At 46.1% G+C, this 20,846-nt stretch carries 14 protein-coding genes; 8 read left to right on the plus strand and 6 right to left on the minus strand.

The features are described from left to right. The first annotated feature begins 230 nt into the window (after nucleotides 1-230). From L5M51_RS07695 to L5M51_RS07730, 7 genes are all read left to right on the plus strand, one after another. Nucleotides 231-3,440: a winged helix-turn-helix domain-containing protein gene (locus L5M51_RS07695; RefSeq protein WP_263172215.1), complete on the plus strand. Its 3,210-nt coding sequence runs from the start codon at nucleotides 231-233 to the stop codon at nucleotides 3,438-3,440. Between the two features lie 36 nt (nucleotides 3,441-3,476). Beyond that, entirely contained in the window at nucleotides 3,477-3,851 is a 375-nt protein-coding gene (locus tag L5M51_RS07700) for a DP-EP family protein (protein ID WP_168823123.1), read from the plus strand. A 764-nt stretch (nucleotides 3,852-4,615) separates the two neighbouring features. Beyond that, complete coding sequence (locus tag L5M51_RS07710; protein WP_263172217.1) at nucleotides 4,616-5,662, plus strand: transposase; 1,047 nt, start codon at nucleotides 4,616-4,618, stop codon at nucleotides 5,660-5,662. Between the two features lie 301 nt (nucleotides 5,663-5,963). Beyond that, the gene (locus tag L5M51_RS07715; protein WP_263172218.1) at nucleotides 5,964-6,992 is read left to right on the plus strand and encodes a diguanylate cyclase; all 1,029 of its coding nucleotides are present in this window, start codon (nucleotides 5,964-5,966) and stop codon (nucleotides 6,990-6,992) included. 182 nt (nucleotides 6,993-7,174) lie between these two features. Continuing rightward, on the plus strand, nucleotides 7,175-9,769 hold the full coding sequence (locus L5M51_RS07720; RefSeq protein WP_263172220.1) for an FAD-binding protein: 2,595 nt from the start codon (nucleotides 7,175-7,177) through the stop codon (nucleotides 9,767-9,769). Nucleotides 9,770-9,866: 97 nt separating this feature from the next. After that, complete coding sequence (locus L5M51_RS07725; RefSeq protein ID WP_263172222.1) at nucleotides 9,867-10,745, plus strand: DMT family transporter; 879 nt, start codon at nucleotides 9,867-9,869, stop codon at nucleotides 10,743-10,745. Nucleotides 10,746-10,863: 118 nt separating this feature from the next. Continuing rightward, nucleotides 10,864-11,388 carry a lipocalin family protein gene (locus L5M51_RS07730; RefSeq protein ID WP_106650068.1) on the plus strand — a complete coding sequence of 175 codons (525 nt, stop codon included), beginning with the start codon at nucleotides 10,864-10,866 and terminating at the stop codon, nucleotides 11,386-11,388. 188 nt (nucleotides 11,389-11,576) lie between these two features. Here L5M51_RS07730 and L5M51_RS07735 read toward each other — a convergent pair whose 3' ends face one another. Next, nucleotides 11,577-13,169, minus strand: a complete 1,593-nt coding sequence (locus L5M51_RS07735; RefSeq protein WP_173497118.1) for an ABC-F family ATPase — start codon at nucleotides 13,167-13,169, stop codon at nucleotides 11,577-11,579. A 412-nt stretch (nucleotides 13,170-13,581) separates the two neighbouring features. Further along, nucleotides 13,582-15,816 (minus strand): heavy metal translocating P-type ATPase, encoded by a 2,235-nt coding sequence (locus L5M51_RS07740; protein ID WP_263172225.1) that lies wholly within the window; start codon nucleotides 15,814-15,816, stop codon nucleotides 13,582-13,584. 155 nt (nucleotides 15,817-15,971) lie between these two features. On the opposite strand from L5M51_RS07740, the gene L5M51_RS07745 reads away from it, so the two are divergent. Further along, a complete protein-coding gene (locus tag L5M51_RS07745; protein WP_212600051.1) occupies nucleotides 15,972-16,433 on the plus strand; it encodes a Cu(I)-responsive transcriptional regulator in 462 nt (153 codons plus the stop codon). Between the two features lie 33 nt (nucleotides 16,434-16,466). Here L5M51_RS07745 and L5M51_RS07750 read toward each other — a convergent pair whose 3' ends face one another. The 4 genes from L5M51_RS07750 to mmsB all read right to left on the minus strand — a co-directional run bounded on the left by L5M51_RS07750 (nucleotide 16,467) and on the right by mmsB (nucleotide 20,737). Continuing rightward, the gene (locus tag L5M51_RS07750) at nucleotides 16,467-18,515 is read right to left on the minus strand and encodes an alpha/beta hydrolase family protein (RefSeq protein WP_263172227.1); all 2,049 of its coding nucleotides are present in this window, start codon (nucleotides 18,513-18,515) and stop codon (nucleotides 16,467-16,469) included. A gap of 78 nt (nucleotides 18,516-18,593) precedes the next feature. Beyond that, nucleotides 18,594-18,836: a hypothetical protein gene (locus tag L5M51_RS07755; RefSeq protein WP_028760560.1), complete on the minus strand. Its 243-nt coding sequence runs from the start codon at nucleotides 18,834-18,836 to the stop codon at nucleotides 18,594-18,596. A gap of 215 nt (nucleotides 18,837-19,051) precedes the next feature. Next, complete coding sequence (locus tag L5M51_RS07760) at nucleotides 19,052-19,810, minus strand: SDR family oxidoreductase (protein WP_011846385.1); 759 nt, start codon at nucleotides 19,808-19,810, stop codon at nucleotides 19,052-19,054. Between the two features lie 24 nt (nucleotides 19,811-19,834). Further along, on the minus strand, nucleotides 19,835-20,737 hold the full coding sequence (mmsB, locus tag L5M51_RS07765) for a 3-hydroxyisobutyrate dehydrogenase (protein WP_173245769.1): 903 nt from the start codon (nucleotides 20,735-20,737) through the stop codon (nucleotides 19,835-19,837). Between the last annotated feature and the right edge of the window lie 109 nt (nucleotides 20,738-20,846).

The following is a 20,846-nucleotide window of genomic DNA, read 5'->3' on the forward strand; positions in this document are numbered from 1 at the left end:
TGACAAGCTAAAGACTATTTACCACACTTCACCCTGATAAAATTTACATTGATTATCAAGGGTTATTCCTTTTAAATAACAATCATCAACGGCATAATGTCAAGGTCTTGACGTCAGACCTTTGAATGACAAGCATACGGTTCTTTATAACAATACGTATAACAATAAGAGTGACTCACAGCGCAAGTTTTTACCATGCCATGGTCAATACTCAATAAATGGACATCGTTATGAGTGACAGCACATTTTTCTTTGGTGAATGGCAAATCAATCCCAGCGCCAATAGTCTGCTCCTTGGCAAACAAGTCAAACAACTTGAGCCCAAGGCGATGGATGTGCTGCTGTTTCTCTGTCAACGGGCGGGCGAAGTCGTCAGCAGTGATGAAATAGTCAGCCACTGCTGGCCAGGTGTAGATACCGGTGACAATCCACTACACAAGATTATCAATCAGTTACGTCGAGCATTAGGCGACAGCGCCACAGAACCCACCTATATAGAAACCATACGCAAACGCGGCTATCGCACCTTAGCCGAAGTGCGTTTTCCTATCGGACACCAAGCCACCGCCAGCCCACAGAGTTGGCAAGGCGGCTCGCCCTTTCCGGGGCTGCAAGCCTATAGCGCTAACTATGCCGAGGTGTTTTTTGGCCGCAGTGAACAAATCAGCACTTTGCTTAACCGGATAAGTCAACAAATCCTGTTTGGCCGTGCCTTCTGCCTGATCTTAGGTCCAAGTGGCAGCGGTAAATCTTCCCTGATTAATGCGGGTGTTGTGCCCAATTTAATGAAGGGCGACGGCTATAACGGCATTGGTGTCGCGTCATTCAGCAGCTTAGATTTTGCCGATGTGAGTAAAGGACAACTACTCACCGATCTTGCCAGTGCTATGCTCGACTGGGAAATCAACGACACCCCAGTATTCGAAGGCATGAGCGCTGAGACTCTGGCGATTCAACTCGTCGAAGATATCCAAAGCGTGATCAACCAGTGCACCCAAGCGCTCAAGGCTAAACCCTTTTCCAATTCGTTTTTTGCCTTGTTTATCGACCGATTAGAAGTGTTGCTCTCATCACCGCTATTTAGCGATACCGAACGAACCCAGTTCATAGAATTATTGGAGCAACTCGCCACCTCAAAAGCCGTGATTATCATCAGTGCCTGTCGCAACGATTTTTATCCTTTATTGGTCAATTACCCAAGCTTAATGGCGGGTAAAGCCCGCGGCGCCCACTTTGACTTAGCGCCGCCAACACGTACTGAGCTATTACAAATGATCCGCCTGCCCGCGGTGGCTGCCAACTTAAGCTGGGAAGTTGACAGCGACACCGCAATGCCGCTCGACGAAATGCTCTGCAGCGATGCCGCCAGTAACCCAGATGCGTTGCCCATGTTGCAATACACTCTGCAGGCCTTGTATTTGCAACGTAGCGCCGACGATAAGTTATTAGTCTCGGTTTATCATGCACTGGGCGGTATTGAAGGGGCGATTGGCAAAAATGCCGAGCAGGCGATTTCCCATTTAAGCGATGCTGAAAAAGCCAGCCTACCACGGATTTTATCCCTGCTAGTGACCCTGCGCGAAGATGAAAAGTCCATCACCAGCCGCACCGCTCGCTGGTCGCAACTGCAAAGCACGGCAGAAACCGCCCTAGTGCAAGCCATGGTCGATAGCCGCTTATTCGTGTCGCATCTGCAAAATGGTGAACCCTGTTTTAGCATCGCCCACGAAGCACTTTTACGCCGTTGGCCGCGGGCAACCGCTTGGATTAGCGAGCATAACGACAGCTTAAGCATTAAGAGTCGCCTACAGCATTTATCTAAGCGTTGGCTCAGCGAAGCCAAACACAGCGCTTATCTGCTCGCCGAAGGCAAGCCGTTAAAAGAGGCCCAAAGCCTCAGCCAAAATCCGTTATTCGATTTAGAAGATCCCGAAACCGCCTTTATCGCAGCCTCTACCAAACGCGCCAATATGCTGCGCTGGACGAGGCGCCTAACCGTCGCCCTGCTGTGCGTCCTCACCTTAACCTCCGTCATTATGAGCGTTCGCAGCATAGAAGCCGAAAAACTTGCCCTGCAAAAACGCCTCGCCGCCGAAGATTTGCTCGGTTTCATGGTGGGCGACTTCGCCGACAAGATGCGCGGCATCGGCCGGATGGACTTACTCGACGGGATCAGCAATAAAGCACTGGAATATTTCAGTGATTTTTCCAATAAAGAGGATGACGCGCACTTAAGCTTCGATGCCCGCTTCCAACACGGCCAAACCTTAGAGGCCATGGGCGAAGTCGCCTATTCGCGCAATAAAATCGATGAAGCTCGCAGTGCCCTACTCGCGGCGCAGGAAAAAATGTTGCCATTACTCGAATTGCAGCCGGAAAACTTAGCCCTACTGAAAACTCTAGGTGCCAATGCGTTTTGGTTAGGCCAGCTTAAGTATGATGTGAGTGATTGGGCGGCATCGCGCCCTTTTTTCGAGCAATACTTGGCCTATAGCCAAACCATGTACGCCCTTGCGCCAGAGGATAAAGATGCGCTGATGGAGCTGTCTTATGCCCATAACACTTTGGGCTCAGTTTCGATGAAACAGCAGGAATTTGCCAAAGCGCAGCAAGATTTTGAAGAGTCGCTAAGGCTTAAATTGCTAGCTTTGGCAAAAGCGCCTGAGGATAGTCAGTTGATTGCGGATGTGGCGGATACTCGTTCTTGGTTAGCCAGTGCATTAACCTCACTTGGCGATATAGATACGGCAATCAAATTTCAAGAAGAAACACAGGACCAATTATTAAACTCGCCAAATCAAAATGACGCTTATATGCGCGATAGACTAGCGAGCACTTTAGGCAGATTAGCAGAGCTACTGGAATATAAAGGTGATCTTGTTTCTGGGCTCGATAAGCTATTATTAGCACAAAATATTATAGAGAAATCGCTAGCCTTGGATTCTGAAAACGAAGTTTGGAAAAGAGACTTATTTCATGTCCGTACCAAAATATTTCACTTAAACAGTTTAGTTAATGACTTTAGAGTAAAAGAAACATCTCAATCTCTTTTAGACACTCTGGACACTGAATTTAATTCAACCAGTGAAGTTAAAAGAGAATATTTACGCGCCAATGCCCTTTTAGCAATCGCAAATAAAAATATAAGTAATCATGAAATTAGCCAAAATCATGAAGAAATAGCAGAGTCTAATGTTATTTTTATAAAACTAACCAATAAATTCCCAGATGAGAAAGATTATCTCATTGGACTTGTAAAAACTAATTTAACAATCGCTAAAATTAATTTTGCAATGGGGAATAAAAATGCTAACTTTGAGTTATGCAACACAGCAAATAAACTATTGCAACCTTTAATAGAGAAAGATAAAAATCCTCAAATAATAAAGCCATACTTAGAATCTGAAGACTGTCTTGAAAAAATAAAACCGAACAAATAACACAATCAATAACTGTACTTAAAAAAGGATAATCAAATGATAACACCACAAGGTACCGCTCAATTTATTAAAGTCAATGTTAATCTAGAAAATGGTGAACCTGTATTTATCTATACCGATGCCAACGGTCAACAATGCCAAGGTGATATCACCGTCACTCAAGCTGGTACTGTAACCTACCTGCTAAATGACCAAACAGGTAAAGGTTTAAAATTTGTCGGTGTAGGCTTTGTGACTCCATTTGATGAAATAGTCGATGCCGTTACCATTAGCAGCGATGGTATGTTAGTACAACTTGTTGACCTCGATAGAACTCCAGGTACCACTAAGTTCCAATTTGTATTAAGTAATACAACTAATACCTTACTAATACTAAGTCCTGATCCGCAGATTATTAACAAACCTAATTAATTTAAAAGATTAAATCGGGGACAGCTTACCCTGTCCCTTCTTTTATTGACCCAATAATTTTTTTTCACAATTCTTTCAGCAATTCTTTCAGCAATTCTTTCAGGACAATTCTTTCAGGACAGCCATATATTTTCTAGATAAACGCCTCCTGAAATGAGCTCAATGCAAAAGCGGGGAAAAAGCGGGGAGGGAAAAAGCGGGGACAGCCATGTCTTTTTGTGCTTTATCCCCTCTTATACTAGCCTTTACATTATCTTGATTGCGTCTGTTTGGAGCGGATGATGACCTCGGCCAGAAGAATGCTTATCGATGCTAATACAACGCCCTTCTATAGAAAAGCTGGGACAGCCATGTCTTTTTGTGCTTTGTCCCCTCTTATACTCGCCTTTACATTATCTTGATTGCGTCTGTTTGGAGCGGATGATGACCTCGGCCAGAAAGAAAAGCTGGGACAGCCATGTCTTTTTGTGCTTTGTCCCCTCTTATACTAGCCTTTACATTATCTTGATTGCGTCTGTTTGGAGCGGATGATGACCTCGGCCAGAAGAATGCTTATCGATGCCAATACAACGCCCTTCTATCATGTGATAAATCGCTGTGTCAGAAGGGCTTTTCTGTGCGGTGAGGATAAACTCACAGGCCGCAGTTATGAGCATAGACGTGGCTGGATTGTAGAAAAGCGGGGACAGCCATGTCTTTTTGTGCTTTATCCCCTCTTATACTAGCCTTTACATTATCTTGATTGCGTCTGTTTGGAGCGGATGATGACCTCGGCCAGAAGAATGCTTATCGATGCTAATACAACTCCCTTCTATCATGTGATAAATCGCTGTGTCAGAAGGGCTTTTCTGTGCGGTGAGGATAAACTCACAGGCCGCAGTTATGAGCATAGACGTGGCTGGATTGTCGATAAAATCAAAGCATTATCCACCATCTTTTGTATCGACATTTGCGCCTATGCAGTGATGAACAACCATTACCATTTAGTACTTAAAATTGATGTTGAGGAAGCAAAAACCTTAAGCCCAAAAGAGGTTATCAGCCGGTGGTGTCAAATAACTAAAGGCCATACTGTCGCAACTAAGTATATGAATGGTGAAGCCTTAATTGACGGTGAACGCATGCTGCTCGATGGGTTAATTACCGAATGGCATGAACGTTTATCCAGCATATCTTGGTTTATGCGCTGCCTGAACGAAGAGATTGCCCGTAAAGCAAATCGAGAAGATGAGTGTAAAGGCGCGTTCTGGGAAGGCCGTTTCAAATCCCAAGCTTTGCTAGATGAGCAAGCCTTACTGGCTTGTATGATCTACGTGGATTTAAACCCTATTCGAGCAGGGATTGCAGATTCTTTGCAATCTTCTGATTTCACCTCGATCCAAGAAAGAATTAGTGTACTCAAGCAGGTAAATAACACCATCATCTCACCGCAAGCACCAGTCCAATCCGCAAAAAATAAGCCTCAAACGATAAACAAATCTCTCGCCAAGTTCGATGCGGCGACACACTCTAGTCAACAAACGGGCATCCCTTTTCATTTTGCCGATTATCTGGAACTTATCGATTGGACGGGTCGCGCAATTCGCCATGATAAAAAAGGCTTTATCGATAATCAGCGACCAAAACTGCTCAAGGAGTTAGGGATTGCATCAGATGCTTGGCTCAGCTCTGCTAAAGATTTTCGCCGCCAGTACAGTGGCATCAGTGGTCGTTGGGATGCGATGTGCGCTTTAAAACGTCAGCAAGGTGGTAAATGGTGTAGAGGAAAATCAAGTAGCGAAGCTCTGCATCCAAATCAACCTTTAGGGTAAACGAACCGTTCCCCACTCTTTATCTGCAGTTAAATTTCGACACTAAAATCCTTTGCGCTTGCCGCTTAATAGCCAAAAATCCACTCATGGGTGCCACTCTTTTAACTTAGCCATGCCCAAAAACCTCGCTCAGTTCTGCTAAATCAAAGAATTTATCGCGAGAAGAGTAAATTTAAAACCTTTATAAACAATAGATTAAATCGGAAGGTAAGCAGAAGGTATCTTTTCTTTGCGAAGAATAAAGTCATCATCAGAAAAGCGCTTAGCGCAGATGACATTAGGTTCACGGAGAATGATAACAATGACAAGCTCACCTACACAGACTCGCTCACAACATCCATTATCACTTGTGGGTGAAGGCAATGGTTCACAGTGCACTGCGCAGCAAGGCTTGGTCGAACCCTCGTTGCCGTTAACCTTCTTCGAACATGCCTCGATTGAAACGATTCAACAGTTTATTCAGCATCTGACTGAACCGGTGATTATCGTCAATGCCCAAGGTTACATTTACTTTAGCAACATCAAAGGTGCTGACTTACTGACGTGCCCACAGGCCAGTTTGAAGGGACAAGATTGGCGCAACTTTTTGACCGAACACCATCAAGCTCGCTACGACAATCTGCTGAGCAATGATATTAAATTAGGCAAAAATTGCGGTATTCCAGTGCAGCACTGCGCCGAAGAAATCACCCTCATTACTGCCTCAGGCAAAGCAAAAGATGTCGAGCTCTCCATTTCCTACATCCCCAGCCATGAACCTCTATTCGTGATGATGATGCACGATTTAACGCAGCACAAAGCGGAGAATCAAAAGCTACGTAAATTGGCCGCCACGGATTCACTGACTGGACTGGCGAACCGCCGATATTTTGATGAAATGCTGCATCACTATTGGGAAGAATGCACAGGTAAGTTGCGCCCGATCAGCGTGGTGATTATCGATGTGGATTACTTCAAAGTGTTCAACGACCAATTCGGCCATATCCAAGGGGACGAATGTCTACGAAAAATTGCCAAAGTGATTGCTGACATAGTGCCGATAGAAGTTGGCCTGGCAGCGCGTTACGGCGGCGAAGAATTCGCGCTAATTCTACCAAGCCACAATGCCAAAATGGCACTAACGATTGCCCAAAAAGTGCAGCAAGGGATTAATGACCTGCGCTTTACCGAGCAAGGGCTGCGCGATTATGTCTCTGTGAGTGCGAGCCAAGGGATTGCGAGCGAAATCAATGGCCAGTTCCGTACCTCACTCGCCATGCTGTGCGCCGCCGATACCGCATTGTATCGCGCCAAAGCCGATGGCCGTGACAGGATCAATACATCGCTTTAATACCTATTACTATTAATTGGCGACTTGTTTGCCCGCAACTGATTTACCCAAAACTGATTGACCCAAAACATAGTTACCCGCGGCTTAGTTACCCGCAATTGATTAACAACGGGATGAATGACCTCAGTAGCGCTTTAGCGCATTGAGGAAAACACGCAAAGCACACGAAAGGACGCATGAATATGGACAAGCTTGAGGCATCAAGAAATATACGGGCAGTGATTGAAAAAAGCTTACCCGTGAGCACGTCACCCCTTGCCATATTCACTTACCAGTGTTGGTTGAAAACCAGCGCAGGTGGGCGTGTTTTCCATTATAAAACTGATAGGGAAGATACCTATTTCGCGGTGGATATTAATTCACTTGGGCATATTGAATGCGTGATTAATACCACCTTACTGCGGGTTGAAGCAATATCAACCTTAGGTGGACTCAACGATGGTCAGTGGCACTTATTGTCTATCTGCCATGAATACCATGAAATCAGTTGTTATGTGGATGGTGAAATTACCCATACACAACTCAATAACCTGTCACTGGTTGCCGACAATGAGTTTTTAATTGAAAACGTGTCTTTACCGAATCATCGCGATACACATTTCGATGGTGAAATATTTGGCATCACCTTGCTTAATCGATTATTAACCCGAACTGAAATCGTTGACTATTACCGTAATCCTGCGCAACAAAGATCGATTAGCGAAAATAACCTTTACATTTACCAGCATCAAGATGCACATAATATTCGTGGTGAAAACTTTATCCCACTTAAAAGACAAAAAGTGCTGCTGGTCATATTTAATGACACTGAATATCAATTCATAAAAACCACTACGGATAGCAACACCTATAATCAACAATTACCTAAAATTATTCCGCCCCACGAACGCCGAGCCTACATTATTGAATGTAACTATAACACTTGGCCAAATTTTAGTTATTTAGTGAATTACACGGCGAGTAATCAAGCGGATATTACACTCAATATTGAAGTGTTTAAATCGCTGACGGCCTATCGCTCTAATATTAAAGTCACCGTCGCAAATGAACTGGAACGGGATTGTTTGATTATTCAATCGACCGAAGAAGAATTAAGTGCTGAAGTGCGTATTAGTGAAAACTTAGTGATCACTCAAGCCAAAAACTTTGTTAATTTCATCAATGAAGTTCGCGCACACATTCCGGCCGATAATATTATTACCGGTGGCCATTATTATAGTGAGCAGCAACTCTCGGTCAGCACAGGTAAGCAAATGATTGCCTATCAACAGGCTTGCCAACTGTTCAACCGCAGGTTACAAAAAAAGCCACTGGCGATCATCAAATGCACGTCAACTGAAGAAGTCAAAATCGCCTATAAGGCGGCTATTGATTATAACTTGCCAATCAGCGTGCGCTCGGGTGGGAATGATCACGAAGGTGAAAGCACTGAAACGAATACCGTAGTGTTAGATCTGCTGAAGATGGATAGCCTCACTTTAGATCCCATTACAGGTATTGCGGCCATTGGCCCAGGCAATCGCTTTATCAATCTCACCACAGCGCTTGCCAAACAAGGCGTGATGCTCCCCCATAGCACCTGTGGCAGTGTTGCCATAGCGGGATTTATTATGGGCGGCGGCTCAGGACCTTGGACCCGCAAACACGGCATGTGCTGCGAATCCCTATTACAGGCAGAAATCGTCCTCGGCATTGGTGAAACTCAAGTCGTCTCTGTTGCCAATAAACCTGAGTTACTCTGGGCGCTCAAGGGTGGCGGTGGGTTAAGTTATGGCATTGTGACCCGCTTTTTTGTGCAAACCTTTCCACTACCGCCTTGCCTTATCAAGTTTGAATTAGAATGGAATTGCTACGATAAACAAACCCATGAACTCATTGAGCACACCCCAACTAAAGACATTTTACAGCGCTGGGAAGGCATCATAAATGCCGACAGCACTGGCTGTTTGATTGGTACTAATCTCAAGATTAATGCCAAACATTTACCCGTAGAACAACAAAAAACACCCGACATAGAAACTGACTCAATTACGCATAACTGCTTGATGTATGGTTTTTGGGAGGGCAATTCCGCCAGCCTAACCCACTTTATCCAGACACAATTTAATGAATTTGGCCTAATCCCCAATGATATTCGCATTGAGGGTATGGGCGGACTCACCAAAGCCTACGGTGAAAACTTAATGCTCAGTTGGGAAAGGGAATCTTTTCATCATCTGCAAGCGGACTTACAAGGCATAAGCCGCTCACCGACGCCACCCGATTTGGATGAGCCCGCACCCCATAAAGTCACCTCGCGCTTAGTGAATCAAACGGGCCTGAGGGACGGTTATAAGCCACTGCTCGAAAGCTTAACCTCTCGCTATGTGCTTGAAGGCAATCGCCAACTGGGGCTATTTACCTATGTTACCCTTGGCGCCATTGCGGGCGATTATTATCGCACTATGGGCGAAGAGCAAAAGAGCCGCAGCGCCTTCCCCTACAAGGACAGACAATACACAATTCAATATCAAACTTGGTGGAATAACGCGCTGCAAGAGAAACAACAATTGCAGGATAGCCAAGTGTTTACCCGCATCAATCGTGCACTCGATTGGATTGATGCCAGCCGAAACTATGACATCCCCAACACCTCGGGCGCTTTTATCAGTTTCAAAGATAAGGGCATCCCTACAGATGTGTACTTTGACCACAATTACGCCGCGTTAAAACGGATTAAGGCGGCCTACAGCCAAGATAGCTTTAACCATTTCCGTTCACGTAAAAGCATTATCTAAGTTAATACATCGGCATAGCCTAGGGTGAGTTTTTAAGGCAAAATCGACACCGTCCACAGACGGTGTCGCCCTTAAATTCTTCAGTTACAGGTTGTCTATGCCAAGCTCAGCTTTAGCTATCATTTTTGCCCTATTGGCGGCCATTCTTATGGGCACAATCGGTGTATTAGCGCGCTTTGCCGCCCTGCCCGCCGAGCACATTACCTTCTACCGCTTACTGCTCGGTGCCCTATTTCTATTGGCTTATATGCTGCTCACAGGTAAAGGCCATCAGATTCGCCATAGACCGAGTAAGCGTAACTTAGTTAACGGTGCTATGCTCGCGGGCTTTATGGCATTTTACATTGAAGCCATTCAGTACACCCAAATGGCCAATGTGATCATGATTATTTACTTAGCCCCTGTAGTGTCGGCTATTTTCGCCCATTATTTCTTTGCCGAAAAACTCACCCGCTTAAGCATGGCAAGCGTGGTCGTCGCGCTGGTGGGCTTTATGTTAATGATCCCAACAGGGCCGCAGCAAGCGAGCAATCACACTGAATTATTAGGCTATTTTTATTCCCTACTCGCCTTATTAACCTACTGCGGTTTTATGTTAATCAACCGAAAACCGAGCCTGAGTTCGCCCTATCAAAGCACTTTAGTGCAGCTTAGTGTCGGCGCTTTGTGCCTACTGCCCTTAGTGATAAATGCACCGCTAACGCCAAGTTTGCCGCAAATGGGTTGGTTAATTGCGATTGGATTCTTCCCCGGATTTTTAGCCATTTTGCTGGCGGTAAAAGCCCTACGCCAATTGCCTGCTGTCACTTTTGGCACCCTCGCCTATGTGGAACCGGTTATCGTAGTGACGTTAGCATGGTGGATATTTGGTGAAACCTTGAGTCCCATGCAATTAAGCGGTGTCGGCTTGATTATTCTGGCCGGCATTAGCCAAGGCTTTATCAGTCAGCGCAAAGTATTGATTACGAGCGGCTAACCAACAACCTTTGCCAAGTAGCTGAAATAATGTGAAGAAAATAGTGTAAGCTCGATAGAGGATTGATTGAACATTGCACTTAAGACGTGCGACTAAGACTTAAGATCAGGAGGTCAAATTGAGAAAGTTACTGTTAGTTATTAGTATATTTTTGCTCAGCGGTTGCTTAGGCATGCCTAAACTGGTTCAACCCGTGAATGATTTTGAGCTAAATAAATACTTAGGTAAATGGTACGAAATTGCACGATTAGATCATTCATTCGAAAGAGGCTTAAGCCAAGTTAGCGCAGAATACAGCCTGAAAGAGGATGGCGGTGTTAGGGTCATTAACCGTGGATTTTCAGCGGCTAAAAACGAATGGAAAGAAGCCGAAGGAAAGGCCTATTTTGTGAATGGGGACTCAGAAGGCTATTTGAAAGTCTCCTTCTTTGGGCCATTTTATGGATCGTATGTGGTCTTCGAATTAGATCATGAAAACTATCAATACGCTTTTATATCGGGACCAGACACGGGTTATTTGTGGCTATTGGCTAAAACCCCGACTGTGCCACCCGAGGTACTGCAAAAGTTTGTTGAAATGTCTAAAGCCCGCGGCTTTGATACCGACAATTTGATTTATGTGCAGCAAGAGTCAGCACCCTAACGAGTGCCACCAATGCACTAAAATCGAGTGCGCGAAAGCTAATCGCTAGATAAAAAGACAGCAAATGGATACAAAAACGCCGCAATACATTGCGGCGTTTTTATTGATGCTGCATTTAGCTGCACTGTATTTAAATGCATGTATTTAAATGCATGTATTTACACATGCAGCTAAATGAGCGAATAACCTTAGACTTCAATGCCTTTGCTGGCAAGGAACTCATCGTAAGTGCCTCTGAAGTCATTCACACCTGTGTGAGTCACTTCGAGGATACGGTTTGCCAGAGACGATACGAATGCACGGTCATGACTCACGAAAATCAAGGTCCCTTCGTACATTTCCAGCGCGTTGTTCAGTGATTCAATCGATTCCATATCCATGTGGTTGGTCGGTTCGTCGAGCACTAAAATGTTGGCTTTTTGCATGATGAGCTTGCCGAATAACATACGACCTTTCTCACCACCAGACAGCACTTTGACTGACTTTTTAATGTCGTCAGATCCAAATAACATACGGCCTAAGATGCCACGTACCGATTGGTCGTCATCTTCTGGCTTGCGCCATTGGCTCATCCACTCGAACAAGGTCATTTCGTTAGCGAAATCAGACTCATGATCCTGTGCATAATAACCAATGTTAGCGTTTTCAGACCATTGGATAGTACCTGCATCCTGCGGGATGTCATGGATCAGGGTACGTAACAGGGTTGTTTTACCGACGCCGTTTTCACCCAATACCGCAATGCGCTCGCCCACTTCAACAATTAAGTTTAAGTCTTTGAATAACGGAGTGTCGTAGCCTTTCGTTAGGTTTTCAATCACTAAGGCATTACGGAATAATTTCTTCTCTTGCTCGAAACGAATGAAGGGGTTCACACGGCTAGAGGCTTTTACTTCATCTAACTTAATCTTGTCGATTTGACGAGCACGAGAGGTGGCTTGTTTCGCCTTAGAAGCGTTAGCCGAGAAGCGTGCTACGAAGGTTTGCAGTTCAGAGATCTGGGCTTTTTTCTTCGCATTATCAGACAATAAACGCTCGCGAGCTTGAGTCGCTGCTTGCATGTATTCGTCGTAGTTACCTGGGTAAACGCGCAGTTCGCCGTAGTCTAAGTCAGCCATATGAGTACAGACTGAGTTTAAAAAATATCTATCGTGCGAAATGATAACCATAGTACTGCTACGTTGGTTCAACATGTCTTGTAACCAACGGATAGTGTCGATGTCCAAGTTGTTGGTAGGTTCGTCAAGCAGCAGCACGTCTGGATCAGAGAACAGGGCTTGTGCTAACAATACACGCAGTTTTAAACCCGGAGCGATTTCAGACATCAAACCAAAATGGCTTTCAATACCGATACCTACACCTAACAGTAATTCGCCTGCACGGGATTCGGCGGTATAACCGTCCATCTCAGCAAAATCCATCTCTAGGTTGGCGACGGTAATGCCATCTTCTTCACTCATTTCGGGTAAAGAATAAATACGGTCACGTTCTTGCTTTACCTTCCACAGTTCGCGGTGGCCCATGATCACGGTATCGATCAGGTTGAATTCTTCATAACCGAACTGGTTCTGGCTTAATTTACCCAGACGCTCATTCACATCTAACGAGACGTTACCGCTGCTAGGGTCTAGATCACCACACAGGATCTTCATGAAGGTCGATTTACCACAGCCATTCGCGCCGATAAGACCGTAACGGTTACCACCGCCAAATTTAACTGAGATGTTTTCAAACAGTGGCTTAGCGCCGAACTGCATGGTGATATTTGCTGTTGTGATCAAAATGAACTTCCAAATCGAGTAATGTTGGCCGAGCCCGTTGGCGCCGCTTTAAATAAGCATAAACCAAATAACGCTATGCCGAAGGGGTAAAAATAAACGTGGCACTATAGCAGTTTGGGCTAAATTATCAACTAAAAAGGCGGCTAGAAAGCCAGAGGGAATGCCGAGATCGCCGCACTATGCCTGTATGAGAAGCGTAATTAATTTTACCTTATTGGCTTAGCTTTCAATGTATTCGAGCAGAATGACAATCGGATGACCCTTAGCATCGCAAAGCTTGGCGATGCTAAAGGAGTATCTGTTTAGGGACTATCTGCTAAGGACTTATGTGGTAAGTGTTAATGTGGACATAGCCCAGAGTTAGCTCAAGATACCCGTTTCAACATTTTAAGTTAGCTTAGGTATCGACAACTTATAACTTCTGCCGTCTTAAGCGGTTGGCGTTCGTGACGACAGTAAGTGAAGACAAAGCCATGGCCGCACCCGCAATCACAGGGCTTAATAACATGCCAGTAAGTGGATAAAGCACGCCCGCCGCAACCGGAATACCCAAACTGTTATACACAAAGGCGCCGAACAGATTCTGCTTAATATTGGTAATCGTCGCCCGCGACAATGCCAATAAGTTAGCAATCACTATCAATTGCTGCGACAGTAAGGTGATATCCGCACTTTCAATCGCCACCTCAGTGCCCGATCCCATCGCGATCCCCACATCGGCACTCATCAGAGCTGGCGCATCATTAATACCATCCCCTACCATAGCCACCACATGCCCTTGCTTTTGTAAATCCAGCACATACTGTTGTTTTTGCTCGGGCAATACACCAGCAATCACTTCGGTGATACCCACTTGGTCGGCCACCGCCTGCGCCGTTTGTGGGTTATCCCCCGTTAACAGCACCACGCGAATGCCCCTTTGCAGCATGGCCGCAATGGCTTCTTTGGCATCGGGTTTAATCGGATCGGCAAGTGCGATAGTGGCCACTAACTTGCCCGCTTTAGCGATATAAATTGGGGTTTTACCTTGGTTCGCAAAACTTAATGTCGCGTTAGGATCTAAGGCACTGCCATCGGAATTGACAATATTCAATGCCGTCATCAAGGCGAGATTACCTATCGCCAGCGATACGCCATCGACCTTGCCCTCAATCCCCTTACCTTGATGGTTCGTAAACGCCTGTGTATCGGGCAATTGAGTCAGTGATTCCTTGGCATAACTGACAATCGCCCCCGCTAACGGATGCTCAGAGTGCTGCTCAAGGCTTGCAATTTCGCCCAGCAAGGTTTCTTTGTCGGCATCACTCAGTGTTTGTACTAATACAAAGTCAGTGACTTGCGGCTTACCTAAGGTGACAGTGCCGGTTTTATCCAGCACCACACAATCAACTTTACTGGCGGTTTGCAACGCTTCGCCATTTTTGACTAACACGCCCATTTGGGCGGCGCGGCCCACAGCCACCATGATAGACATAGGCGTAGCCAGCCCCAACGCACAGGGACAAGCTATGATGAGCACACTCGTCAGCACCACTAACGCATGGCTTAAGGCGGGCGCTGGACCTGCAAAATACCAAATAGCCGCCGCCAGTAGTGCTATCGCCACCACAGTAGGGACAAATACCGCGGAGATCTTATCGGCCAATCGACCTATGGGTAATTTTGACGTTTGTGCCTGTTGCACCAATGCAATGATTTTGGCGAGCTTAGTATCTTGTTGTCCCGCCGTCACTCGGTAAACTAGGCTGCCATTGCCGTTGACTGTGCCCGCACTCACACTGTCGCCGCGATTTTTAAGCACGGGAATAGGCTCACCTGTGAGCATGGCTTCATCAAGTAGGGATTGTCCTGTTTCGACCTCACCATCAAGGGCAACTCGGTCACCGGGGCGCAAACGCAGCTTATCGCCCAGTTTCAACTGACTTATCTCAACCTTTTCATCACCCTTATCCGTAATACGAATCGCAGTAGTGGATTGCAACCCGAGCAGTCGCTGCACCGCTTCGCTGGTTTTGCCCCGCGCTTTGAGTTCGAGTCCATGACCTAAGTTAATCAAACCTAGAATCATCACACTCGCCTCAAAGTACACATGGCGGGTATCCATAGGGAATGCGCTGGGCATAATGACCACCAGCATGGAATAGGCCCATGCGGTACTGGTGCCCAGCACAATCAGCGTATCCATGTTAGTGGTTTTGGCTTTTAGCGCCCGCCACATGCCTTGATAGAAATGTCTGCCTGTGGTGATGAGTAAAGCCAAAGTGACCAGTCCCATGATGCCCCAGCCTAACTGCAGGTTTGGGCTGTTGATCATCATTTCACCGCCCAGTAATCCCCACAGCATCATGGGAACACCCACAACGAGCGCAGCTATAGCTTGGCGCATCCGCAGTCGATACTCGGCGGCATCTTCAAGGCGTTTTTCTTCGGCGGCGACTTTAGCATCAATAACGACCTGCGCCGGATAACCCGCATTTGCCATCACAGCCAAGGCGGTATCAGCGCTCATCTTGCCTTCTACCGTCACTTGCTTATCGGCGAGATTCACACGCGCTTCAACGCCATCTTGGGCAGCAAACGCCTTTTCAATTTTTGCGACGCAGCCAGCGCAATTCATATTGGCGACATAGAGTCTGGTCATAGACATGGGAGATCCCTCACTTGATGTTTCACACTATAGGTCTAAGATAAAGTCTCCCATCACTGGAGAGTCAAGGATGAATTTGCTCAATGTGATCACATCGACAATTAATTGTTAGGCGAAATGGGTGATACCATTCAGTTGGAAAAATAGAGGTCAAAATGAAGATAGGGGAAGTGGCGAAACAAACGGGCTTAAGTGTTAAGAGTATCCGTTATTACCATGATATTGGTTTAGTGTGCGGCGAGCGCAATGAGGCGGGTTATCGAGTTTATCGCCATCAAGATATTGAAGCACTTAAGTTTGTGCATCAATGTCGCGACTTAGGTTTTAGCCTAGAGGATTGCAAATCCTTGCTTGGTCTTAAGGGCAATGAAAGCCGTAATGCCGAGGACGTTAAGCAGCTTACCCAAACGCACCTTGCCTATGTCGAGCAACAAATCAATAAGTTACAGCAGCTTAGGTCGCAATTGCAGCACATGGTGACCCAATGCCAAGGCGGCGATCAGCCCCACTGTGCCATTATCGACAGCCTAAGTCACGAGACTCATGGCAGCCATGAAAATCACAAGAGCCAGCAAAATGCTGGCTCTGAGTGTTGCAGTAAAAGCCAATCGCAATAATGATGGCCAAGTTCAATAACGGTAAATACTGCGTTATTGGCTTCTCACTATGGTTGGCTTTAGCGCCGCGGCGTTATCCAGTACCAGTGTTGCAAGCTTACCCGCAGGGGTAAAGTTAAACACTTGCCCATAAAATGCCAGCTCAGTTTCTAATCCTGCGGCCTTGTGCTCAGGTTTCCAACCGCCGTGGGGTTCATCCTGATAGGCGATATAAGCCGTGGGTACGCCTCTCACTTTCAACGCCTCATAAATCTGCTGCGACTGCTGTGGTGGCACGATTTGGTCACGTAATCCTTGAAAAATTAATAAAGGCTCATTCAATCCTTCAAGGTGATGCAGGGGCGACAGCTCCCTATAGCGGGCTTGATTTTCACCATAGGGGCCGATGAGCAGATCTAAGTAGCCAGTCTCGAATTTATGGGTACTCTTGGCGAGCTGTTCAAAGTCACTGATCCCCGCATAGCTCACCCCCGCTTGAAATACATCATAAAATGCCAAGGACGACATCACAGTTAACCCACCAGCGCTAACACCTCGAATCGCCAGCTTTTGTCCATCAACCCAACCCTTATCGACTAAATAACGGGCCGCATTGACCGCATCTTCCACATCAACTTGGCCCCATTTTCCGTAGATACTTTGACGGTAAGCACGGCCAAAACCACTGCTGCCACGGAAATTAACATCGAGAACCGCAAAACCTCGGCTGGTCCAAAATTGAATGTCACTGCGATAAGCCAGACTCGCCCGCGCCGTAGGACCGCCGTGTAACATTACAATCAAGGGCGGACGGGTATCATTAGGCGCAGTATAGTTGGGGTTAACCGGACCATAAAAATAACCGTAAGCTTGCTGGTTAGCACCTGTTTTAAAAGTAATATTTTTAGCACGGGAGATATAGTTGGGATTAAGTTTTGGTAAGTTAGGGGTATACACCAACTCAGTACCACGACCGATCACTTTATAAATGCCCTTCTCTGGCGTCGCCTTAGCGCCGACAAAATAAACAGTATCTTCCCCTCGGATCACTTGGGTGATTTCACCAAAGTCGACAGCCAAAGATTCGGTCAGGCCTGAAGCTAGATGCAGTCGAATTAAAACGGCCTGACTACCAAGCATATAACTGGCAATAATCGTTTTTTCGGATTCAAAGGCATAGTTATGATTACCTAAATACCAATCAGCCACCGCAAACTCGGCCTTTTTCTTTAGCACTGGGTCTAAGGTATTTTGTGCCGTGACTCGATAGATATTCCACCAGTTACTGATATCCGATACGACATACAATTGTCCATCAGGACTAAATAATGGCTGCGACACAGAAGAGTCTGCGGGCGTGTTTACCTTACGAATATTGTGTAATTGCCCTTTACGGTCCAGATCCCCAAGCCAGAGCACGCTATTATCCCATGGCATATAGGGATGTTCCCAAGTGATCCACGCCAGTTGGCTGTTATCGGGCGAGATGGCTGGCGAAGAAATAAAGTCATGGCCCGAAACAAAGGTATCGCCTTCACCAGCAAAATTAAGATTAATGGTAACAAGACTCGCCTTAGGCTCACCCGCTTGACGATGATCTTCGCGCACACAGATAATCCTCGACCCTTTGGGGTAAGCAATACAATCTGCATGACGAGTACCATTTGGCGTTAAAGGCAAAGGGGGTTGATTAGGGGCAAAACGATAAAACAGTTGGTCCTGTGCCTTAGTGGCAAACAGACTCTGACCAATCCCCAAAAAGGCGGCACCACCGTATTCATGAACGGCGGATTTAACATTAAACGCAGGCGGCACTATGTCGGTAATTTTTCCCCGTTGGTCGAGGCGTTTAATGCCGACTTGGCCTTGTTTTTCACCATCAGATTCAGAGAAATAAATAGCACCATCAACGCTTTGCAACTCAGCCACATTATCGGCCTGCTCAAAAACTTCAGTCGCCGATAGCGGAGACTGCCAACTACCATAGGGCGCAACTATGCGCGCGCCATTATCACTAAGATGCGGCGTCTCTTTGTTCGAGCGCTCGCAAGCACCTAAACAAAATAAGCCCCCCAGCATCCATAAATATCCATGTAGCTTCATTGTTTCTCCCCAATGTTTGCCAACTGCACAAACCGAAACAAAATATGAACTTGCAGAAATGAGTTATGTGTAAATTAGTTATTTTTTAAATTTTTTTAAGAACCAATTTACCACTTGCACTTGTTGTACTTGCGTTAAACCAAAATAAATACACACCCAAGGTGAGATAAGAAAAAACCATGGGATCACGGCCACAGAGCGGCCACTAAAGAGCAGAAAAAAGAAACCGCAATAAATCACAACCAACCCTAAGATACCCACGATCAACATCATGCGCTTAGTGATTTTCTCAAGCCAGTGGGCTTTTTCCTGCCAAGACATCCGGATTTCAAGCTCCATTACATGTGATCAACATGTTTGTAAAGTTATGTAAAAAAACGGGAGAGCGATTGTTGAAGGTTAACAACTAAATGTCAACTCCAACAGTGAAATCTAAATAAATCCGAAAGCTAGAGCATAAGAACCATTATCTTTATTTACCCTATAAAAAAACCGAGCCTAAGCTCGGTTTTTATGCAAATCAATAAGATATCGCTCTAAAGACGGATACCACCATCGATTTCAAACACACGACCGTTAACATAATCGTTTTCAATAATAAAACGTACGGTAGAAGCTATCTCGTCGGCATGACCTAAGCGGCCAACAGGCACGAGTTTCTCTAAACGCTCCAACGCTTCTGGCTTCATTGCTGCCGTCATCTCGGTCGCAATCACGCCAGGTGCGACCGCTGCACTACGGATATTGTAGCGCGCTAACTCCTTCGCCCAGCCAACAGACATAGCCGCAACACCCGCTTTTGAGGCCGCGTAATTTGATTGGCCCATATTACCCGCCTTAGCAAGGCTAGAGATGTTAACAATCACCCCCGCTTGACCCGATTCAATCATGGCCGCTGCGGCCTCACGGCCACAAAGGAAACTGCCGGTTAGGTTCACATTGATCACCGATTGGAATTGCTCGTAAGACATACGATCAGTGACTTTGCCGTCTTTGGCTTTGACTAACATGCCATCACGCAGAATACCGGCGTTGTTCACTAACACGTTCACTTGACCAAAATCTTCGAGAATATAGGCAAAACCCGCGACGACGTCTTCTTCGTCGGTAATGTCTAAGGCATAACCTTGGACTTCAGTGTCCGATCCAAGCTCAGCGCAGGCTCGCTCGAGTTTTTCTTGGTCCACATCGATAAGCGCTATCTTAGCACCCGCCTGCGCAAAATTTTGCGCCATTGCTAAGCCTAAGCCACCCGCGCCGCCAGTAATGACGACAACCTTATCTTTTAAATCCATCTGGTGATCCCTTGTTATCTGTGTCTATTTTTTAAGTGGTGCAAATTGTTCAAATATACTGGAAAAATCTCGGCGACCATTGCCTTGTCTTGCATGATTGACATACAAGCTGCGAGCTAAAGCGCCCATTGGCGTGCTAGAGTTGCTCAATAATGCAGCTTCTTGGGACAGACCGAGATCTTTGACCATCAAATCTACCATAAAGCCACCCTGATAGCCCTTAGAAGAAGGCACTGTTTCCATCACGCCTGGGCAGGGATTGTACTTCTCTAGCGTCCAGTTTCCGCCACTGCTGACCTTCATAATGTCCGACAGCACTTTAGGATCGAGACCATGATCGACGCCCATTTGCAGGGCTTCGGAAGTACCGACCATCAACACAGATAACAGCATGTTATTGCAGATTTTCGCGACTTGCCCCGCACCTGGACCGCCTGCGTGGAAGATATTCACACCCATAGCCTTAAGTACGGGCTGCGCGCGTTCAAAAGCGTTATCCGAGCCACCACAAATAAAAGTTAAGGTGCCCGCCGCCGCGCCTGCCGTGCCGCCAGAAACTGGTGCATCCATAAATTCGATGCCGCTTTTAGCCGCTTCGGCCGCCACTAATTGTGCGCTTTGCGCATCTATGGTCGAGCAATCGATCAGTAAAGTATCACCCGCAACCACTTCAAGCAGACCTTTGTCTGTTCCATTGCCTAAATATAAACTTTTCACATGCTTGCCCGCAGGCAGCATAGTAATCACCACAGTTGCGCCCGCTGCAGCGCCGCAGGCGGTACTTGATACTAAGGCGCCTTTTTCGGCCAATTGCTGCATAGCCTCGGGGACTAAATCAAAGACGCGAACTGTCATGCCTGCTTTTAATAAATTGGCCGCCATTGGGCCACCCATATTACCTAAACCGATAAAGGCTACTGTACTCATGCCATCACTCCTGTGTTGTTCTTTTTAGTGTTGTGATAATTCTAGCCCATTGATTATGCTGACTTTATCACAGAGTAAAGCGAGCTTGGCTAAGCAAATAAACACAGCA

It is taken from the genome of Shewanella sp. SM73 (assembly GCF_025653795.1).
Taxonomy (GTDB): Bacteria; Pseudomonadota; Gammaproteobacteria; order Enterobacterales; family Shewanellaceae; genus Shewanella; species Shewanella oncorhynchi.